Genomic DNA, 16295 nt, shown 5'->3' with positions numbered 1-16295 from the left:
TGAAAGGATCGCCAGCATAGAGTCGTGCCCATGAGTGAAATAGACTGCCTGCCGGAACAGCATCTGTGAGTTGAATTCATATGGCGGGCAGCGAGACCAACCGGTTTGCCGAGATGGAAACCTTCGTCAACGTGGTGGAGTGCGGGGGCCTGTCGGCGGCTGCGCGGCTGCGGCGCGTGACCCCTTCCTCGGTCAGCAAGCTGTTGGCCCGCCTCGAAGCGCGCCTGGGCGTGCGCTTGCTCAATCGCTCCACCCGCCAGTTGCAACTGACCCCCGAGGGCCGGGGCTTCTACGAGAACAGCGTGCGCCTGCTGGCCGACTTGCGTGAGGTGGAAGGCGAGGCCAGCAGTGGCCGGGAGCCCATCGGCCGAGTGCGGGTCAACACCAGCGCGTCCTTCGGCCTGCATGTACTGGCGCCCTTGGTGGCGGAGTTCCTTCAACGGTACCCGGCGGTATCTTTGGACATGGTCCACAGCGACGCGCTGGTGGACCTCCTGAGTGAACAGACTGACGTGGCGATTCGTACCGGGCCGCTGTTGGACTCGCAACTGATTGCCCGCAGGCTAGGGGAAACCCGCGGCATCATCGTCGGCTCCCCGGTTTATCTGGCCGCTCGCGGTACGCCGCAGACCCCGGACGATCTGTCCCGGCACACGTTGCTCGGCTTCGACTATGCCCGGGCGTTGCCGGGCTGGCGCTTGGGCGTCGATGGCCAGCACACCCTGGTGCAACCCCTTGGCCGGGTGCAGGCCAGCGACGGCGAAGCGCTGCGCCACCTGGCGCTGCACGGTGTCGGGTTGGCACAACTGGCGGCCTTCACCATCGTCGACGACCTGGCTGCGGGGCGCCTGGTGCCGGTCCTGGAAGCGTTCAACCAGTCCCCGGTGGAAAGCTTCTACGCACTCTATGTGGGGCAGGGCGGTCATGTGCCGTCCCGGGTGCGGGTGTTCATCGATTTTCTGGTGCAGCGGGTGCGGCTGTAGTTTCTCCCGAATGCTGCTGCTCAGTTGCCCGGTTCCGTCTGTTGAGTGTGCCCCAGGCTCTGCAAGCCGAAAGCGCCCAGCCCGCCTGAGGGTTGTTTACCAGCTCATCTGCCCCAGGGCGTCGGCGAAGGCGGTCAGTTTCGGTGAGCACTGGCGCGACGGCGGATAGACCAGCGACAGCTCCCGGCAGCGCCCGTCATGGGCTTGGAGAACCGGGACCAAATGGCCGTCGTCGAGGGCCTCGCGCACCGCGAACTCCATCAACTGGGCGATGCCGAAACCGCCGAGTACGGCGTCCACCAGAGCATCGCCGATGTCGAAGATCAGGCGCCCCTGGACGGCCAGGTCCAGGGGCTTGCCCTGGTCCATGAACTGCCAGTCCACCAGCCGGCCGCTGCGCAGGTTACGCACCGTCAGGCAGTTGTGCCGCTGCAGATCGGCCAGCCGCTGCGGCGTGCCATGGCGTTCCAGGTAGGCCGGTGCCGCCACTGTGACCCAGCGCAACGGCGCCAGGGCTCGGGCAATCAGGCGCTGGTCCTGGATCACTCCAGTGCGCACTACCGCATCGAAGCCTTCGTCAACGATGTCCACCACCCGGTCGGTCATCACCGCCTCGATGCTCAGCGCAGGGTACAGGTCCATCAGTTGACCTATCACTGGCATCACCACCTTGCGCCCGAACAGCGACGGTGTGCTGATCTTCAGCACACCGCTGGGGGAGTCGCGGCGGTCCCGCAACAGGTTTTCGGTGTGGGCCAGTTCCGCCAGCAGCGGCCCGGCACGGTCCACCAGCACCTGGCCGTCCGGGGTCAGGCTGACGCTGCGGGTATTGCGTTGCAGCAGGCGTACGCCGAGCTGCTGTTCCAGGCGGGAAATGGCCCGGGACAGTCCGGACTGGGTCAACCCCAGGTCCCCGGCGGCCCGAGTGAAACTGCGGGTTTCGGCCACGCGTACCAGTAGGCGAAGGGCGTTCAGATCCATGATTAAAGTCATTACTGAAAGAGTGAATGGCGTGTTTATCATTTAAACAGCATGGATGAAACTGGCGACCGGTTATTTTCCAGACAAGGATTTTCGCGATGTCCGCGACCCCATTAGCCAAGCCGTCGGGCTGGATGCTGTTACTGCTGGCCACCGCGCAATTGATCATCGCCCTGGACGCCACCATCGTCTTTGTCGCGTTGCCGGAAATCGGCAACCGCCTGGGTTTTTCCGCCCAGCAACTGCAGTGGGTGGTCAGCGCCTACAGCGTGGCCTTCGGCGGTTTCCTGCTGCTGGGTGGGCGCGCGGCAGACCTGCTGGGCAAGCGCCGTTTCTACATCGTTGGCCAGTCGCTGTATGCCCTGGCATCGCTGGCTGGAGGCTTGGGCGGTAGCGCGCTGTTGCTGGTGCTGGCGCGTGCGGTGCAGGGCGTTGGCGGAGCGATGCTCTTCCCGGCGACCCTGGCCCTGATCAACACCTGGTACGCCGAAGGCCCGGCACGTAATCGCGCCTTTGCGGTGTGGAGCGCGGCCTCGGCAGCGGGGCTGGCTCTGGGCGCCTTGCTGGGCGGCGTGCTGACCCAGTACTGGGGCTGGGAAGCGGTGTTCCTGGTCAACGTGCCGCTGGCCGGTGCTTGTGCGCTGTTGGCTCGGCGCTGGATTCCCGCCGACCCGCTGCGCCAGCGTGGACGCCAGTTCGACCTGCGAGGTGCATTGACCGTGACCCTGGGTGGCACGCTGTTGGTGTTTTCCATTGTCCAGGGCCCGGAGTGGGGCTGGAGCGCGCCGGCGACCCTGGCTTGCCTGGGATTGTCCCTGGCGTTGCTCGGGCTGTTTGTCCTGCTGGAGCAGCGCAGCCGCGATCCACTGATGCCATTGCGTCTGCTGAGTTATCCACAGCTGCGCATGGCCATGGTGATTACCGCGCTGTTTATGAGCAGTTTCGGCGTGCAGTACTACTTCCTCAGTCTGTATTTCCAGCATGTTTACCAGTTCAGTGTGTTGCAGAGCGGCTTGGCGTTCCTGCCCTCGACCCTGCTCTGCACGCTGGGCATCTGGGTGGCGGAACGGGCGCTGCTGCGTTTTGGCCTGCGGGTGACCCTGGTCAGCGGTTTGCTGGCCGGTGCCCTGGGGATCGGCATGATGTACCTGGCGCTGCCCGGCAGTAGCGGATTTGTCGGCCTGCTGCCGGGTATCGTGATCATGAGCATCGGCCAGGGCATGACCTGGACCGCGATGTGGGTTTCGGCCGGGCAGGGCATTGCCGCTGCCGAGCAAGGGGTGGCGGCGGGCGTGGCGTCCACCAGCCAGCAGATCGGCGGAGCCTTGGGGCTGGCGCTGTTGGTGTCCCTGGCCAACACCTTGAGCCCCACTGGCAACCAGGCTTATGGCATCGAGATCGCTACCGCCGCCAGTGCCCTGCTGGCCTTGCTTGGGGCCCTGCTGGCGCTGCGCTTGCCCCGCGGTTCAGCGGCGTTGCCGGTCTGTTCCGCGGTCCAAGGCTGAAGTGCCTAGCAATGGGGCTGCGGCAGGTGGCGACGCACGGCCCACAGGACCCCGGCCAGCAACAGCAGCGCGGCGGTGCTTTGCAGCAGGCTGGGCAGATGCTGCAGGCAGATGAAGCCGTAGAGCAGGGCGAACAGGGTCTCGAACACGATCAACTGGCCGCTCAGGGTCAGCGGCAGGCGCCGGGTCGAGGCATTCCACATGCGATTGCCGAACCACGAGCCAAGCACCGCGCTGGACAGGCTCAGGCCCCAGAACAGCATCCAGCGCTGATCGCTGGCCTCGACCTGGGTGCCCGGCAGTGCAAAGCCCTTGGCCAGCAGCCAGACCAGAGCGCTCATCAGGCCGGTGGTGATGCCCCACAGGGTTGACCACTGGCTGCTGTTGAAGCGGCTGCTCTTCAGGTAGCGGGCGTTGTCGGTGGCGAACCAGGTCCAGCACAGCAGGGCGCCGAAGGCACAGAGCAGGCCCAGCGCGCGCTGGCCAAGTTCCGTCGAGTCACTTTGCGCGATAAGCAGAGTGTCGAGATTGATGCAGCAGATCCCGCTGAACACCAGCAGCAACGGCCAGCGCAGCCGACGCAACGGCACGGCGTCGGCATCACCGCGTCCGGCCAGGGTGATGGTCAGCGGCAACAGGCCGACGATCAGCGCGGTGCTGGCCACGCCGGCCCATTGGATGGCACTGGCCAGGAGCATGAAATAGATCAGGTTGCCGGTCAGTGCCAGCTTCATCAGCAGTGCGGCGTCGCCCCAGGTCAGGCGTTGCAGCAGCTCTCGGGCCTGAGGTGCAGCCAGGAGCAGGGAGAATGCACCGTACAGGGTGAAGCGGGCACAACTGAGCATCAGCGGACTGAACTCCGGCAGCAGGCTGGGCACCACAATGGCCAGGCCCCAGACCGCACCGGCCAGGGCGGCATAAGCAACTCCGCGTTTCATGCACACACACTCACAGCGATTCATCAAGGTGCGCAGGCTAGCCATTGCTGAGCGGGTGGACAAAGGATATATAGGCAACTACCTATTCTCCAGGGGAATACCTGATGAGTCGCTTCGCTCGCCATCTACCGCCGCTGGAAACCCTGGTGACCTTTGAGGCGGTTGGCCGCAACGCCAGCTTCACCCGCGCCGCCACCGAGCTGTGCTTGACCCAGAGCGCGGTGAGCAAGCAGATCCGTGCCCTGGAACTGTCGCTGAAAACCGAACTGTTCGAGCGTCAGGCCCGAGGAGTGAAACTCACGGCCAGCGGCGCCTCGCTGTTTGCCGAGGTCAGCACTCAGTTGGAGGCCTTGCTGCGCAGCGTCAGCCGTCTGCGGGCCGGGCGCGACGCCAATACCATTACTGTGCAGTGCACCCACGCGGTGGCGCAGTTCTGGCTGTTCCCGCGGTTGCTGGCGTTCAACAAGCAGCACCCAGACATCACCGTGAGCATTCACGCCAACAACGACATGGACGAGTCCAGCGTGGCCGAGCATGACTTCGCCATTCTCTATGGCGCCGGGCACTGGTCGTCCCTGGCGGCGACGCCATTGTTCGCCGAGATCGTCTACCCCATCGTCAGTCGGCACCTGGCACTGCCCGCTGTCAGCGAGCTGGCACAGTTGACCGAGCTGCCACTGATCCAGCTGGATGCCTCGGCATGGAATTGCATTGACTGGCGGGACTGGTTCCGCCATTTCGGCCTGGACTACAGCGCAGCGCCGGGTGCCCTGGGCTTCAACCAACTGACCCTGATGTTCAGCGCGGTGCAGCAGGGCATGGGGGTCGGCCTGGGCTGGGATTTCATGGCCAATCAGTTGGTTGCCCAGGGCGAGTTGCAGCGAGTGGGCGCGTGGGCGTTCCGCACCGGCCAGGCAGATTTCCTGGTGCACGTGCGGCACAAGCGACTGTCCGCCAGTGGCCAGCTGTTTCATGACTGGCTGGTGGCGCAATGTGCTGAGTGAGTGGCCCGGGACGTTGTGGCGAGTCCCGGGGTTTTGGCTCAGCAGCGGGCGCGGGGCACGCTGAAGCGGAACGCGCTGCCTGTGCCTGCTTCACTCAATGCCTGGATCTTGTCGCCGTGGCTTCGACGATGCCTCGGCTGATGTACAGGCCCAGGCCAGTGCCGTTGGGGTTGCTTTCCTTGAGGGGCCAGTCGCGATCGAAAACAGGCGGCAGTTGGTCTTCGGCAATACCTTCTGCGCAATCGCACAGAAAGATCAGAAGCTCACTTGGTCGGGCTTTTTGCACCGCCATATGGTTATCAGAGGGGCTGACATCGCCAGCGAGGCAGAAACTCCTTTTTCCGCCTGACAGGTTCAGGCCTGGGGATCAGATCCAGACATCGTTCTGCGCCGTGCGCTCGCCACCCAGGTCGCCGGTATTGAGCACGCCCTTGGGTTCGATCAGCAGCAGCTTGACCTCCTGCTCGGACCAGGGCTTGTGCTCGATCCCCTTGGGCACCACGAACATCTCACCGCTGCCGATGGACACCCGGCCGTCACGAAAATCGATGTGCAACTGGCCGTCGAGGACGATGAAGGTTTCGTCGGTGTCGGCGTGGCAGTGCCAGACGAACTCCCCTTGCAGCTTGGAGATCTTGAACTGGTAGTTGTTCATCTCGGCAATCACCTTGGGCGTCCAGTGTTCGCTGAACAGGCCGAGTTTCTGGGCGAAGTTGATGCTCTTGTAGGTGCGTTGCGCAGTAGGGGCAGCGGGGCTGTGCATGGGTGGCTCCACATCAGTGATGAATGAGCCGTGAGGGTAAACAGCCAGCGGTGGTGGATTCTTGAACGATTGTGCGTGACTCAGCGGCCGAGCATCTTCAACCAGCGTGCCGGCGGCAGACCGAAGGCCTGGCGAAATTGTCGGGTCATGTGGCTCTGGTCGGCAAAGCCTGCCATCAGCGCCGCGCTGGCCAGGGGTTGGCCCTGTACCAGCAGGGCACGCACCAGGTCCAGGCGACGCATGCTCAGGTAGCGATAGGGGCTGGTGCCGAACAGCAGGCGAAAATCCCGGGACAGGCTCCAGCGATCGCGTTCGCTGTGGGCGGCCAGTTCGTCCAGGGTGATGGTGCGATCCAGGGCACTGTGGATGTATTCCCTGGCGCGCTCGGCCGCCACATAGTCGAAGCGCTGCCGGGGCACGGTGACGCCACCGACGCGCCTCAGGGCGTGGCTCAGATCGAACAGGGCGTCCTCCTGTTCCAGCGGGTCAAGGGGGTTGTCGAGGCTGCGCAACAAGGCCTCGGTGGCGGCGAACAGTCGCGGATCATCGGACAGGCCGCCGGCAATGAATGGCAACGGCTGGCCGCCGAGGATCTGCTGGATCAGTGCCGGCTCGACGTACAGCATGCGGTAGTGAAAACCGTCGCCGGTGCCGGCTTCGCCATCGTGGGCCTCATCGGGGTGCAGGACCATGGTTGCGCCCGGCAGGCTGTGGCGCCAGCCGCCGCGGTACTGGAAACTCTGCACCCCGCGCAGGGTGCGGCCGATGGCGTAGGTATCGTGGCGGTGCATGTCATAGCCATGGCCGGCGAAATACGCCTCGATGCGCTCCAGGCCCCGGGCGGGCGGCGCGCGGTGAACCCAGTCGGTGACAGCTGCGGGTTTGGCCATGGAACGGTCCTGATGGATGAAACCAAGGGCCGTACGTTAACTCAGGGGCGCGCTGGCTGTCTTGCTCCAGGGCTCACGCAGCATCGGGCCCGGTGCCCGGGGCCTGTTTGCCCAGGTGGCCGAGCTCGATGGGCGCCTTGATGTAGAACAGCGAAAAGTCTTCGCCCTGCAAGCGCTCGAACAGCTGCTGCGATTCCGCTTCGCTGATGGCCAGGCGAATCTCCAGGGGCTGGTCGGCCAGCTCGAAGAAATGCGCCGAGTGCAGGTGCCCGGAGTGACCGAAGCCTTCGATGGCGGTGGACAGCGTAGCGCCGCGCAGGCCCATCTGCCGGGCCAGGTCGACCACCCAGTCGCCGAGCATCTTGCCGTGGTAGCGACGGTTCTGCTGAGTGAAGAAAATCACCAGATAGCCTTTCATGATTGCTCTCCTGCAACGTTGCTGCCGGTTCCTTGAGCATAGTTGCGGGCCCCATCGGCGGTTGCCTGAGCGGGCGCGAGTGGAGTAGCGTCAGCCCCCAGCCCCTCTTCACGGTCACCTGCACTCATGCACGCCTCACACTTGGTTTATCTTGCCCCGCTGTTGTCGCTGGCCCTGCTCTGGAGCGTGGCGGTGATCACCCCCGGACCGAACTTTTTCACCACCGCACAACTGGCGGCGGGCTGTTCGCGGCGCCATGGCCTGTTCGCGGCCCTGGGGGTGGCCAGCGGCACCGTGCTCTGGGGGCTGGCGGGAGGCTTGGGCATCAAGTCGCTGTTCAGCGCGGCGCCGGCGCTGTTCGTGTTGTTCAAGGTCGCCGGTGGCTGTTACCTGATCTACCTGGGGCTCAAGCAGTTCAAGCGCAAGCCGGCCCTGGACACCCCAACCGCCGATGGCGTGGCCCATGCTTCGCGCAGCCTGTTCTCGGCCTACCGGCTGGGCTTTCTCGGCAACATGACCAACCCCAAGTCGGCGCTGTTCGTGGCCACGATCTTTGCCACTTCGATGCCGGCCTCCCCACCGCCGCTGTTGCTGGGGCTGGCGGTGCTGACCATGGCCGGCCTGTCGCTGTCCTGGTACTGCTGCGTGGCGCTGTTTTTCGCCAGCAGCCGGGTGGCCGGGTTCTATGCCCGGGCCCGTCGATGGCTGGACCGCCTGGCCGGTGGCTGTTATGTGCTGTTTGGCGGGCATCTGCTGGCCAACCGTTGAATGGCCAGCGCCTTGCGCTGGCCAGGATCTAAACCCCAACAAGGACGACCCGTCCCCGTATCAGGAGACTGAACATGGCTGTTACTTTTCGCCCGGTGGCAGATGCCGACATTCCGCGGATCTGCAATTTCGTGGGCACTCCCCAGGAGTTGTATTTCTTCTTTCCCGCCGCCACCTGGCCGCTGACCCCCGAGCAGTTGCGCGACTCCATCGCCCAGCGCAGCGACTCGACGGTGATCGAGCGTGACGGGCAGGTAGTGGGTTTTGCCAACTTCTACCACTGGGCCAACGGCGGCACTTGCACCATCGGCAATGTCATCGTCGACCCAGAGGTGCGCGGTGCAGGCCTGGCGGCGCAACTGATCGGGCAGATGATCCACATCGCCTGCAGCAAGCACCAGGCCAGCGAGGTGACCCTGTCCTGCTTCAACAGCAACGTGGCGGGGTTGCTGCTCTATCCGAAGCTGGGCTTTGTGCCGTTCGCTATCGAAGAGCGCAAGAACAAGGAACAGCAGCGGGTGGCGCTGATCCATCTGCGCTACAGCCCTCGCTGAAACCTAGCGTCATCAGCGATCATTTTTCAAACGGGAACCAGTCATGAGCAAGTTGCGGGTCGGGATTATTTTTGGTGGCCGTTCGGCCGAGCACGAAGTGTCGCTGCAGTCGGCGCGCAATATCGTCGATGCCCTGGATCGCTCGCGCTTCGAGCCGGTGCTGATCGGCATCGACAAGCAGGGGCACTGGCACCTCAACGACACTTCGAACTTTTTGCTCAATCAGGACAATCCGGCGTTGATCGCCCTCAACCAGTCCAACCGCGAACTGGCGGTGGTGCCGGGCAAGGCCAGTCAGCAACTGGTGGAGACCTCCAGCCAGGAGATGCTCGGGCACGTCGATGTGATCTTTCCGATCGTCCACGGCACCCTCGGCGAAGATGGCTGCCTGCAGGGCCTGCTGCGCATGGCCGACCTGCCATTCGTGGGCTCTGATGTGCTGGGTTCGGCGGTGTGCATGGACAAGGACATCAGCAAGCGCCTGCTGCGTGATGCCGGGCTGGCGGTGACCCCGTTCATCACCCTGACCCGGGCCACGGCGGCGCGTACGAATTTTGCCCAAGCGGTGGAAAAGCTCGGCCTGCCGCTGTTCATCAAGCCGGCCAATCAGGGATCGTCGGTGGGTGTGAGCAAGGCCGACAACGAAGTCGATTACCTGGCAGCGGTGAAGCTGGCTCTGGACTACGACCACAAGGTGCTGGTGGAGTCGGCCATCAACGGCCGGGAGATCGAGTGTGCGGTGTTGGGTAACGATCAGCCGACAGCCAGCGGCTGCGGCGAAATCGTGCTTGGCAACGGCTTCTATTCCTACGACAGCAAGTACATCGATGAACAGGCGGCGCAGGTGGTGGTGCCGGCGCACATCAGTGTTGAGCACAGCGAGCGGATCCGCGCCCTGGCCATCGAAGCTTTCCAGGTACTGGGTTGTTCCGGTCTGGCCCGGGTCGATGTGTTCCTCACCGACAGTGGCGAAGTCCTGATCAACGAAATCAACTCGTTGCCAGGGTTCACTCGGATCAGCATGTACCCCAAACTCTGGCAGGCCGCTGGCATGACCTATAGCGAGCTGGTCAGCCGTCTGATCGAACTGGCGTTGGAGCGTCATGCCGAGCGGCAGGCTTTGAAAATCAACCGCTGAAGCGGATCACCATGGTTCAGGATGTGACGAATGAGTGTGGCAACCGAAGCAACGATTTATCTTTTTTCCTACGGCACCCTGCAGGACAAGGCAGTCCAGATTGCCAACTTCGGCCGTGAGTTGAGCGGCAGTGCCGACGCCATGCTCGGCTATGACCAGCACTGGGTCGAGATCACCGACCCCGAGGTGCTGGCCACCAGTGGCAAGACCCATCACCCGATCCTGCGCCCGGGTTCGGCGGACAGTGCGCCAATTGCCGGCATGGTCTTTCAGATCACCCCGCAGGAGCTGGCGGCGGCCGACAGCTATGAGGTCTCGGACTACAAGCGGGTCAGCGTGAGCCTGGCGTCCGGGATCGAAGCCTGGGTCTACGTCAGCGCCTGAGTCTTGCGGCTCACTCCGGCGGCAGCATCACCCCGATGCACGCCAGTGCCAGCAGCAGCGCCCCGAGCACGATGAACACATAGTTGATCGGCGTGAAGCGGGCGTTGCTGCGGCCTTCGAGATCGCCGGCGGCGGCATTCAGGCCGCGCTGGCCCAGCCAGGTGATCCACGCCAGCACCGGCAGCAGCGCCAGGCTGGCGATGTCGGTCACCGGGTAGCCGATGTTCTTGCGCGACAGGGCATCAATCACGTTATTGACGATCAACCCCACCACAAACAGGGTCGCCAGTTCACCGGGTCGCCAGTCATGGCTGCGACCGTCGCGCTTGAGTATCGCGTCGGCTTCTCGGTACAGCGCATGGGTGAAGAAGATGGCGAAGAACGCCCGGGCTACCGGCCACAGTTCCTGGCCGCTGGCGTGCCTGAACTGATGCCAGTTCCTGTAGGCCCAATACAGCTGGTAGATACCGAAGGTGAGGATGTACAGGGTCAGGAACTTGGCCTTGGACACCACATAGAACGGTTGTGGTGCTGTGTGCGCCGAAGGGGCGACTAGATCCGCCTGGGGTGGGGCATAGAGATTGTCAGACACGGGCACTCCATGGGTTGGGTCTGAGGGGGAAGGCGGCAAGGTTAGCGCAGCTTGGGCGGCAAGCCTAGCGCAGTCAGGCGGCTCTTTTGATCATGAAACGGCTGTCCGGCCGATCCACGAATACTGGAAGGCTTTCGCTTCACCCCGGTGCCCGCGCCGGCGATAGCTGGCCAGGGTTGGGGTCGAGCAGTAGGTGCACAGCTCGCTGATTTCGATCTGTTCATCGTTGATGCCGGCGGCATTCAGCAGGTACACGGCGTAGCGGCTCAGGTCGAACCACAGGGAGTCAGCCTGGGTCGGTTGTGGTGGGGGAATCTGTGGGGGCAGGAGCGGGGCCGGCTGCTGACGACTCCAGGGCGCCTGCGCAGCAGGCCACAGCGGATCCTGAGTGGCGGACAGGGTATCGATGAAATCGGCGCTGACTTCATAGCAGCAGGGTTTGATCGACGGGCCGATGGCCACCCGCAACTGGCGTGGGGTGATGCCCTTGCTGGCGAAGTGTTGCAGCACATTGTCGATAATCCCGCCGTGCAGGCCTTTCCAGCCGCCATGTACCGCGGCCACCCAGGAGCTGTCGTCGCTGCTGATCAGCAGCGGCAGGCAGTCGGCGGTGACGACCGCAATCGGCCGGGTTGAACGGGTAAACACCGCATCGCCGCGAATGATTCCGCTGGGCAAGGTGGTGCTGGCTTCCACGACTTCGCCGCTGTGGATCTGAGAGCAGAAGAACAGGTTGGCCGGTACGGGGGCGCCCACGGTCGAGAACTCATGACGGATACCCGCAATCTGCTTCAACATTTCTGCCTGGAAACTCATCGGGCCTTCGCTCGGTAACCTGGGAATGGCAGCAGAGCATAGCGGTATCCGAGGTACTTTTGCTGACAGGCAGCGCTGGATGAGCAGGCGCAGACCAGCGGTAGCGTGCTGGTCTGCCTGCCCGTCGGGCGTTTCAAGCGTTCAGCGGGAGATACCGCTGCACTACACTTTCCGGGTGCGCAGGGCCGAGGAAGCGTTCGCCGGAGCAGCGGCTGCCGAAGATGATCGGCAGCGTAGCGGGCGTCGTTCTTGAGGTTCGAGGCTGATCCTCCGAGTGGCCTCGGCCTGCGGCAGCCGCTGGTGTCAGGCGATATCGATAACCACTTTGCCCAGCGCCTTGCCTTGCTGCACTGCGTCATGGGCGGCGTGGGCCTCAGCCAGGGCGTAGCGTTGCTCGTCCAGCAGGGGGACGAATTGGCCTTGCTCCACCATCTGCGCCGCCGCCTTGAGAATCTCGCCATGATGAGCCCGGCCGTTTCCGCTGAGCATCGGCAGCAGTACGAAGACTCCGGACAAGGTCATGCAACGCAAGGAGCCGGCCGCCAGGCTGTGCTGACCAAAGGCTGCGCAACTGGCGATGTGGCCGTAAGGGGCAATGGCCTCGAAGGAAGCATCCAGGCTGGCGCCGCCAACCGTATCGTAGATCACGTCAAAACCTGCGCCAGCGGTATGGGCTGCGACATAATCAGCGACGCTGCCGGTGCGATAGTCGATGGCCGTTGCACCATAGCCTTCGACGATGCTGCGCTTGCCTGCCGACACCGTAGCAAACACCTCGGCCCCCAGTGAGCGGGCAATCTGCACCGCCGCATGGCCGACACCGCCGGCACCGCCATGCACCAGCACCTTGTGCCCGGCGCCGACCTTGGCCCGATCCACCAAGCCTTCCCAGGCCGTGAGAAATACCAGTGGCATCGCCGCCGCCTGCCGCAGGCTGATATTGCGCGGCTTGTGGGCCAGCAGTTGGGCATCCACTGCTGCGTACTGTGCCAGTGAGCCCTGCAGGCCGCGCACGCCGCCGGTGAGGCCATAGACTTCATCGCCGACGCTGAAGCAGGTGACGCCAGCGCCGAGTGCTTCGACCACGCCCGCCAGGTCGGTGCCGATGATGGCTGGGAGCTCGGGCATGGCGTAAGGCGCGTTGCCGGTGCGGATCTTGTAGTCGATCGGATTGACCCCGCTGGCCACAACGCGCACCAGTACCTCACCCGGGCCGGCCTTGGGCACGGGCAGTTGCTGTTCAATCAGCTGACCGCTGGCGTAATCGTGCAGCACTAGGGCGCGCATGGTGGTAGGCAAAGACATATTCAAACCTCGAATCAATGTTGGGCGGCAATCGCCCTTGGCTTGGTTAGAATTATTGGCAGCCAGTGCCCGGCTGTAAATCAGGCACTTTTTAGTGCCCTAGACACGTGGAAGTAACCATGAGCGATCTCCCCCCCATTCCCGTTACCGGCCCGCTGATCGTCGAGGAGACCTGTCCGCCCCGACGCATTCACGCGTTGCTGTCGACCAAATGGACCTCCATGGTCCTGTACTGCCTGAGCTTTGGCGCCCTGCGCACCGGGCAGTTGCAGCGCAGCATGCCGGGTATCTCGCAGAAGATGCTGACCCAGACTCTGCGCGAGTTGGAGAGGGATGGACTGGTGGCGCGCACGGTGTTCCAGGTGATGCCGCCGATGGTGGAGTATTCGCTCACGCCCCTGGGTTGGCGCTTTGTCGAGCCTTTGAGAGCGCTGTATGGCTGGGCTGACGATAACTGTGATGCGCTGGATGAGCTGATGGACAATCGCCAGCGAGCGGGGTAGTTACAGGCGTTGTGCCTGCCCCGAGTGTGCTTCAGGAAGGCTTTGTCGGCTTGATCAGGCTCTCGGCGGGAATGCCGAACAGCTGGTGCAGTTTCCAGATCATCGGCAGGGTCAGCGCGCGCTTGCCGTTGAGCACTTCGTAGACGCGGTTGGTGCGGCCGATGGCGGGTGCCAGGTCGGCGGCAGACAACCCGGACTGTTCCATGCGGAACTTGATGGCTTCGATCGGGTTGGGCAGGTCCAGGGGAAACTGCTTGGCTTCGTACGCCTCGATCAGGGTGATCATGACATCGAAGTAATCGCCTTCAGGTGTCCCCGGCTGCGGTTCGTTGTCGAACAGTGGCGAGACGCTTTTCAGCGCTGCGCGGTAGTCCTGGTCGGTGTGGATAGGGCGGATGTTCATGTGGGTTACTCCATTTCTACGCTGTCGGCATCAATGGCATCGTACTGTTGGTGGGTGCCTACGAACTTGATGTAGAGCGCGCCGAAGCGATAGGCCACGGCAACGATCAGTCGATACTCATTTCCCTTGATGTTGAAGACCACCCTGCGGCTTTTGAGAATGCTCGCGTTGCGATATTGGTCCTTGATCTGCGCAGGGTTGGACCACTCTGCCTTCCTTGCTTCATCGATCCATGCCAGCAGAGGCTGTTCTGCATCCGGGTGCTTTGCCCAGAAGGCCTTCAACTGGCTGACGGCAATAATTCTCATGGCGCGATCCTAGTCCCGTGCTGGGACTTAAACAAGTCGCTGAGTGAGTCAGGCGACGTACGGGCAGATCGGTGGATCTGCCCGCGCAGGCGACGTTGGCTCAGTGACGATCAGGTCATGCAGAGAGCGTGGCGTGCACGTCGTCCATCAGTGCCTTGCCCATCTCTGCCAGGTAGTGTGCCGCCCAAGCATAGCGGTCGAACCGCGGCTCCATGGCCGCCTCCAGGGTGAATTGCTTTGCCAGATGCAACAGGGCCGAGGCGTGTTCCAGGGCATCGCTGATCGGCACATCGGCATTCACGCGAAACAGCGGATGCAGGTGTTCGCCGCATTGGGAAAAGCGGATTTCGCCGAGGGTGGTCAGGGGCGATTGAGTGGTCATTGGGTGCCTCCGGTTTTGTGTGACGGGAGGTGTGGGGGAAACAGATTGCAGAAGCAGTTCATGGTCACGACTCCTTGATTCGAAGGACCGTCACCGTCTGCCGCCAAGCAGATCAGGGTGGCGGATTGCGCAGGATTGGCGGACCGGGAATCAAGGAACCGGCGAACCCGAAGGTTCTCCCACGCAACCCGCCATAACGCAGGTATGCGGGCGCAAAAAAAGCGCCTGCATGATTGGTGGGGGCGCTGTTGCGGCTCGATTCTATCAGGCCGCCAAGCCTGTTCGCTGATTTTGCAGCGACGGTCGAACCATAGGTTGGAGGAGGGGGAGTCGCAACGGTATTACTGCGACATTTTGTGAACCGCCCCTGTAGCCGCTGCCGCAGGCTGCGAACGGCCGGAACGGCCGGAACGGTCGCAGCGATCGCCCAGGCGCCGAAGGCCCTTCGGTCCTTGTCGCAGCCTGCGGCAGCGGCTACAGAGGTTGTGCCAGCACCTCACGAAATACATCGGGCCTGAGCATCGCGATATGCAGCAATGAACGGGCAGCTCTGGAAGGCGAGCGCCGACCTTGCTCCCACTCCTGAAGGGTTCTCACCGAGACGCCAAGCAGTTGGGCAAATTTGGGTTGCGACAACCCGGTTTTACCGCGCGCTTCGGCAGCCTTGGTGATCGGAATGCTGTGGGTATGGCCCTGCCGACGGGCTTTGACATCGATGATCGCTTCCAGAAGCTCTTGGCCGATATTGCGCTTGGCATCGCGCTCCAATAGCTCTTTTTCAGTAAGGGGCATGACTCATCTCCTTCGCAATTCTGCGCAGAACAGGCGCTGGAATGTTTTCGGTGGCGCGTTGGAGATTAAGAACGTGGAGTTGCAACTCCAATGAGCGGAGTCCTGATCTCCAGTCAGCCCATTCGTTTTCTTGTGTGTGATCCATGCCCTCGATGTCACCTTTTGCATGACCTGAAACCCGGGCAACTCTGCTCAGGGCGGTTCCAGGATCCGGAGCCGCTCACTCAACCTTCCAACACTTTCGCCATCTCACTGGTCGCCGCCCAACCCAGCCCTTGATACAGCGGCTTGCCGGCCTCGGTCGCATGCAGCACGGCAAAGCCCAGCCCGCGCTGGCTGAACTCGGCGTCCGCCAGTTTCATCAGCGCCGACGCCAGGCCGCGGCGCCGGTAGGCCGGTTCGACGTAGACGTTGAGTACGTAGCCGCGCTGATCCTGGGTCGGATGGGAAGGGTGGGGCGGCCAGTCGATGTTCATCAGGCCGATGCTGGCCACGCTCTGCTCGGCGTCCATCAGGGCGAAGCCGTAGTAACGGCCGTCCTCCAGGCGTTCGCGCAACCAGGGGCGAAAGTGCTCGGTCATCACCTGCAAGGTGCAGAGGTCCTTGCCGGCATCGAGAAACATCGCCTGGCGATGGCGGCAGATCAGCTCAAGGTCCTGGGGCGTCAGGCGTCGTGGGCTCAGGCCCGGGAGATCAAGGTTGGCGGCAATTTCGTTCATCGTCGGTTCCTCGGTGGACAGGGACGATGCTAGGGCAGATCCCCAGGCCGGGTCAGACACAGACCGGCGCAAAATTTTGCATACAGCGCCGTTGTTCCCCGCCCACAAAAAAGGGCCAGCCTCACGGCCAGCCCTCGGGTTCAGCGCAG

The 16295-nt window shown here is 63.3% G+C and carries 21 protein-coding genes and 1 pseudogene; 8 read left to right on the top strand and 14 right to left on the bottom strand.

Annotated features, from left to right (window positions below):
* Positions 1 to 80: 80 nt before the first annotated feature.
* On the top strand, positions 81 to 983 hold the full coding sequence (locus GV819_RS15155; RefSeq protein WP_161756858.1) for a LysR family transcriptional regulator: 903 nt from the start codon (positions 81 to 83) through the stop codon (positions 981 to 983).
* A 96-nt stretch (positions 984 to 1079) separates the two neighbouring features.
* Here GV819_RS15155 and GV819_RS15150 read toward each other — a convergent pair whose 3' ends face one another.
* Positions 1080 to 1964: a LysR family transcriptional regulator gene (locus GV819_RS15150; protein WP_161756857.1), complete on the bottom strand. Its 885-nt coding sequence runs from the start codon at positions 1962 to 1964 to the stop codon at positions 1080 to 1082.
* Positions 1965 to 2062: 98 nt separating this feature from the next.
* Between GV819_RS15150 and GV819_RS15145 the strand changes: the two genes are divergently transcribed.
* Complete coding sequence (locus GV819_RS15145) at positions 2063 to 3469, top strand: MFS transporter (RefSeq protein WP_161756856.1); 1407 nt, start codon at positions 2063 to 2065, stop codon at positions 3467 to 3469.
* Positions 3470 to 3474: 5 nt separating this feature from the next.
* Here the strand turns inward: GV819_RS15145 and GV819_RS15140 are convergent, their stop codons facing one another.
* Complete coding sequence (locus GV819_RS15140) at positions 3475 to 4407, bottom strand: DMT family transporter (RefSeq protein ID WP_161756855.1); 933 nt, start codon at positions 4405 to 4407, stop codon at positions 3475 to 3477.
* 104 nt (positions 4408 to 4511) lie between these two features.
* Here GV819_RS15140 and GV819_RS15135 point away from each other — a divergent pair, with 104 nt between their 5' ends.
* Positions 4512 to 5411, top strand: a complete 900-nt coding sequence (locus GV819_RS15135) for a LysR substrate-binding domain-containing protein (protein WP_161756854.1) — start codon at positions 4512 to 4514, stop codon at positions 5409 to 5411.
* Between the two features lie 38 nt (positions 5412 to 5449).
* Here GV819_RS15135 and GV819_RS33760 read toward each other — a convergent pair.
* The 4 genes and pseudogenes from GV819_RS33760 to GV819_RS15120 all read right to left on the bottom strand — a co-directional run.
* Positions 5450 to 5655, bottom strand: a pseudogene (locus GV819_RS33760) (sensor histidine kinase); the annotation flags it as partial.
* 123 nt (positions 5656 to 5778) lie between these two features.
* A complete protein-coding gene (locus tag GV819_RS15130; RefSeq protein ID WP_161756853.1) occupies positions 5779 to 6174 on the bottom strand; it encodes a cupin domain-containing protein in 396 nt (131 codons plus the stop codon).
* An 80-nt stretch (positions 6175 to 6254) separates the two neighbouring features.
* Complete coding sequence (locus GV819_RS15125; RefSeq protein ID WP_161756852.1) at positions 6255 to 7064, bottom strand: AraC family transcriptional regulator; 810 nt, start codon at positions 7062 to 7064, stop codon at positions 6255 to 6257.
* A gap of 73 nt (positions 7065 to 7137) precedes the next feature.
* Positions 7138 to 7482, bottom strand: coding sequence for a DUF190 domain-containing protein (locus GV819_RS15120; RefSeq protein WP_161756851.1), 345 nt, complete (start codon positions 7480 to 7482; stop codon positions 7138 to 7140).
* A 126-nt stretch (positions 7483 to 7608) separates the two neighbouring features.
* Between GV819_RS15120 and GV819_RS15115 the strand changes: the two genes are divergently transcribed.
* The 4 genes from GV819_RS15115 to GV819_RS15100 all read left to right on the top strand — a co-directional run bounded on the left by GV819_RS15115 (position 7609) and on the right by GV819_RS15100 (position 10326).
* Positions 7609 to 8250 carry a LysE family translocator gene (locus tag GV819_RS15115; RefSeq protein WP_161756850.1) on the top strand — a complete coding sequence of 214 codons (642 nt, stop codon included), beginning with the start codon at positions 7609 to 7611 and terminating at the stop codon, positions 8248 to 8250.
* 74 nt (positions 8251 to 8324) lie between these two features.
* Complete coding sequence (locus GV819_RS15110) at positions 8325 to 8804, top strand: GNAT family N-acetyltransferase (protein ID WP_161756849.1); 480 nt, start codon at positions 8325 to 8327, stop codon at positions 8802 to 8804.
* A gap of 43 nt (positions 8805 to 8847) precedes the next feature.
* Complete coding sequence (gene ddlA, locus GV819_RS15105; protein WP_161756848.1) at positions 8848 to 9942, top strand: D-alanine--D-alanine ligase; 1095 nt, start codon at positions 8848 to 8850, stop codon at positions 9940 to 9942.
* A 30-nt stretch (positions 9943 to 9972) separates the two neighbouring features.
* Positions 9973 to 10326, top strand: a complete 354-nt coding sequence (locus GV819_RS15100; protein ID WP_161756847.1) for a gamma-glutamylcyclotransferase family protein — start codon at positions 9973 to 9975, stop codon at positions 10324 to 10326.
* Positions 10327 to 10336: 10 nt separating this feature from the next.
* On the opposite strand, the gene GV819_RS15095 is transcribed toward GV819_RS15100, so the two are convergent.
* From GV819_RS15095 to GV819_RS15085, 3 genes are all read right to left on the bottom strand, one after another.
* Positions 10337 to 10918: a hypothetical protein gene (locus GV819_RS15095; RefSeq protein ID WP_161756846.1), complete on the bottom strand. Its 582-nt coding sequence runs from the start codon at positions 10916 to 10918 to the stop codon at positions 10337 to 10339.
* A 90-nt stretch (positions 10919 to 11008) separates the two neighbouring features.
* Entirely contained in the window at positions 11009 to 11734 is a 726-nt protein-coding gene (locus tag GV819_RS15090; protein WP_161756845.1) for a polyphenol oxidase family protein, read from the bottom strand.
* A gap of 303 nt (positions 11735 to 12037) precedes the next feature.
* Positions 12038 to 13039 (bottom strand): zinc-dependent alcohol dehydrogenase family protein, encoded by a 1002-nt coding sequence (locus tag GV819_RS15085; protein WP_161756844.1) that lies wholly within the window; start codon positions 13037 to 13039, stop codon positions 12038 to 12040.
* Between the two features lie 119 nt (positions 13040 to 13158).
* On the opposite strand from GV819_RS15085, the gene GV819_RS15080 reads away from it, so the two are divergent.
* Complete coding sequence (locus GV819_RS15080; RefSeq protein WP_161756843.1) at positions 13159 to 13542, top strand: winged helix-turn-helix transcriptional regulator; 384 nt, start codon at positions 13159 to 13161, stop codon at positions 13540 to 13542.
* Between the two features lie 31 nt (positions 13543 to 13573).
* Here GV819_RS15080 and GV819_RS15075 read toward each other — a convergent pair whose 3' ends face one another.
* The 5 genes from GV819_RS15075 to GV819_RS15055 all read right to left on the bottom strand — a co-directional run bounded on the left by GV819_RS15075 (position 13574) and on the right by GV819_RS15055 (position 16146).
* Positions 13574 to 13945: a helix-turn-helix domain-containing protein gene (locus GV819_RS15075; RefSeq protein ID WP_161756842.1), complete on the bottom strand. Its 372-nt coding sequence runs from the start codon at positions 13943 to 13945 to the stop codon at positions 13574 to 13576.
* A 5-nt stretch (positions 13946 to 13950) separates the two neighbouring features.
* Positions 13951 to 14253 (bottom strand): type II toxin-antitoxin system HigB family toxin, encoded by a 303-nt coding sequence (locus GV819_RS15070; RefSeq protein ID WP_161756841.1) that lies wholly within the window; start codon positions 14251 to 14253, stop codon positions 13951 to 13953.
* 115 nt (positions 14254 to 14368) lie between these two features.
* Positions 14369 to 14635, bottom strand: a complete 267-nt coding sequence (locus tag GV819_RS15065) for a DUF3077 domain-containing protein (protein ID WP_161756840.1) — start codon at positions 14633 to 14635, stop codon at positions 14369 to 14371.
* Between the two features lie 474 nt (positions 14636 to 15109).
* Positions 15110 to 15427 (bottom strand): helix-turn-helix domain-containing protein, encoded by a 318-nt coding sequence (locus GV819_RS15060; RefSeq protein ID WP_161756839.1) that lies wholly within the window; start codon positions 15425 to 15427, stop codon positions 15110 to 15112.
* 224 nt (positions 15428 to 15651) lie between these two features.
* A complete protein-coding gene (locus tag GV819_RS15055; protein ID WP_161756838.1) occupies positions 15652 to 16146 on the bottom strand; it encodes a GNAT family N-acetyltransferase in 495 nt (164 codons plus the stop codon).
* Between the last annotated feature and the right edge of the window lie 149 nt (positions 16147 to 16295).

Source organism: Pseudomonas sp. Fl5BN2 (assembly GCF_009908205.1).
GTDB lineage: Bacteria > Pseudomonadota > Gammaproteobacteria > Pseudomonadales > Pseudomonadaceae > Aquipseudomonas.
This window is presented reverse-complemented; position numbering and strand designations above follow the sequence as displayed.

Bases quoted from the DNA above. Each gene is read 5' to 3' on its own strand.
- GV819_RS15155 (WP_161756858.1), top strand. From the start codon at position 81: ATGGCGGGCAGCGAGACCAACCGGTTTGCCGAGATGGAAACCTTCGTC.
- GV819_RS15150 (WP_161756857.1), bottom strand. From the start codon at position 1,964: ATGGATCTGAACGCCCTTCGCCTACTGGTACGCGTGGCCGAAACCCGC.
- GV819_RS15145 (WP_161756856.1), top strand. From the start codon at position 2,063: ATGTCCGCGACCCCATTAGCCAAGCCGTCGGGCTGGATGCTGTTACTG.
- GV819_RS15140 (WP_161756855.1), bottom strand. From the start codon at position 4,407: ATGAAACGCGGAGTTGCTTATGCCGCCCTGGCCGGTGCGGTCTGGGGC.
- GV819_RS15135 (WP_161756854.1), top strand. From the start codon at position 4,512: ATGAGTCGCTTCGCTCGCCATCTACCGCCGCTGGAAACCCTGGTGACC.
- GV819_RS15130 (WP_161756853.1), bottom strand. From the start codon at position 6,174: ATGCACAGCCCCGCTGCCCCTACTGCGCAACGCACCTACAAGAGCATC.
- GV819_RS15125 (WP_161756852.1), bottom strand. From the start codon at position 7,064: ATGGCCAAACCCGCAGCTGTCACCGACTGGGTTCACCGCGCGCCGCCC.
- GV819_RS15120 (WP_161756851.1), bottom strand. From the start codon at position 7,482: ATGAAAGGCTATCTGGTGATTTTCTTCACTCAGCAGAACCGTCGCTAC.
- GV819_RS15115 (WP_161756850.1), top strand. From the start codon at position 7,609: ATGCACGCCTCACACTTGGTTTATCTTGCCCCGCTGTTGTCGCTGGCC.
- GV819_RS15110 (WP_161756849.1), top strand. From the start codon at position 8,325: ATGGCTGTTACTTTTCGCCCGGTGGCAGATGCCGACATTCCGCGGATC.
- ddlA (WP_161756848.1), top strand. From the start codon at position 8,848: ATGAGCAAGTTGCGGGTCGGGATTATTTTTGGTGGCCGTTCGGCCGAG.
- GV819_RS15100 (WP_161756847.1), top strand. From the start codon at position 9,973: ATGAGTGTGGCAACCGAAGCAACGATTTATCTTTTTTCCTACGGCACC.
- GV819_RS15090 (WP_161756845.1), bottom strand. From the start codon at position 11,734: ATGAGTTTCCAGGCAGAAATGTTGAAGCAGATTGCGGGTATCCGTCAT.
- GV819_RS15085 (WP_161756844.1), bottom strand. From the start codon at position 13,039: ATGTCTTTGCCTACCACCATGCGCGCCCTAGTGCTGCACGATTACGCC.
- GV819_RS15080 (WP_161756843.1), top strand. From the start codon at position 13,159: ATGAGCGATCTCCCCCCCATTCCCGTTACCGGCCCGCTGATCGTCGAG.
- GV819_RS15075 (WP_161756842.1), bottom strand. From the start codon at position 13,945: ATGAACATCCGCCCTATCCACACCGACCAGGACTACCGCGCAGCGCTG.
- GV819_RS15070 (WP_161756841.1), bottom strand. From the start codon at position 14,253: ATGAGAATTATTGCCGTCAGCCAGTTGAAGGCCTTCTGGGCAAAGCAC.
- GV819_RS15065 (WP_161756840.1), bottom strand. From the start codon at position 14,635: ATGACCACTCAATCGCCCCTGACCACCCTCGGCGAAATCCGCTTTTCC.
- GV819_RS15060 (WP_161756839.1), bottom strand. From the start codon at position 15,427: ATGCCCCTTACTGAAAAAGAGCTATTGGAGCGCGATGCCAAGCGCAAT.
- GV819_RS15055 (WP_161756838.1), bottom strand. From the start codon at position 16,146: ATGAACGAAATTGCCGCCAACCTTGATCTCCCGGGCCTGAGCCCACGA.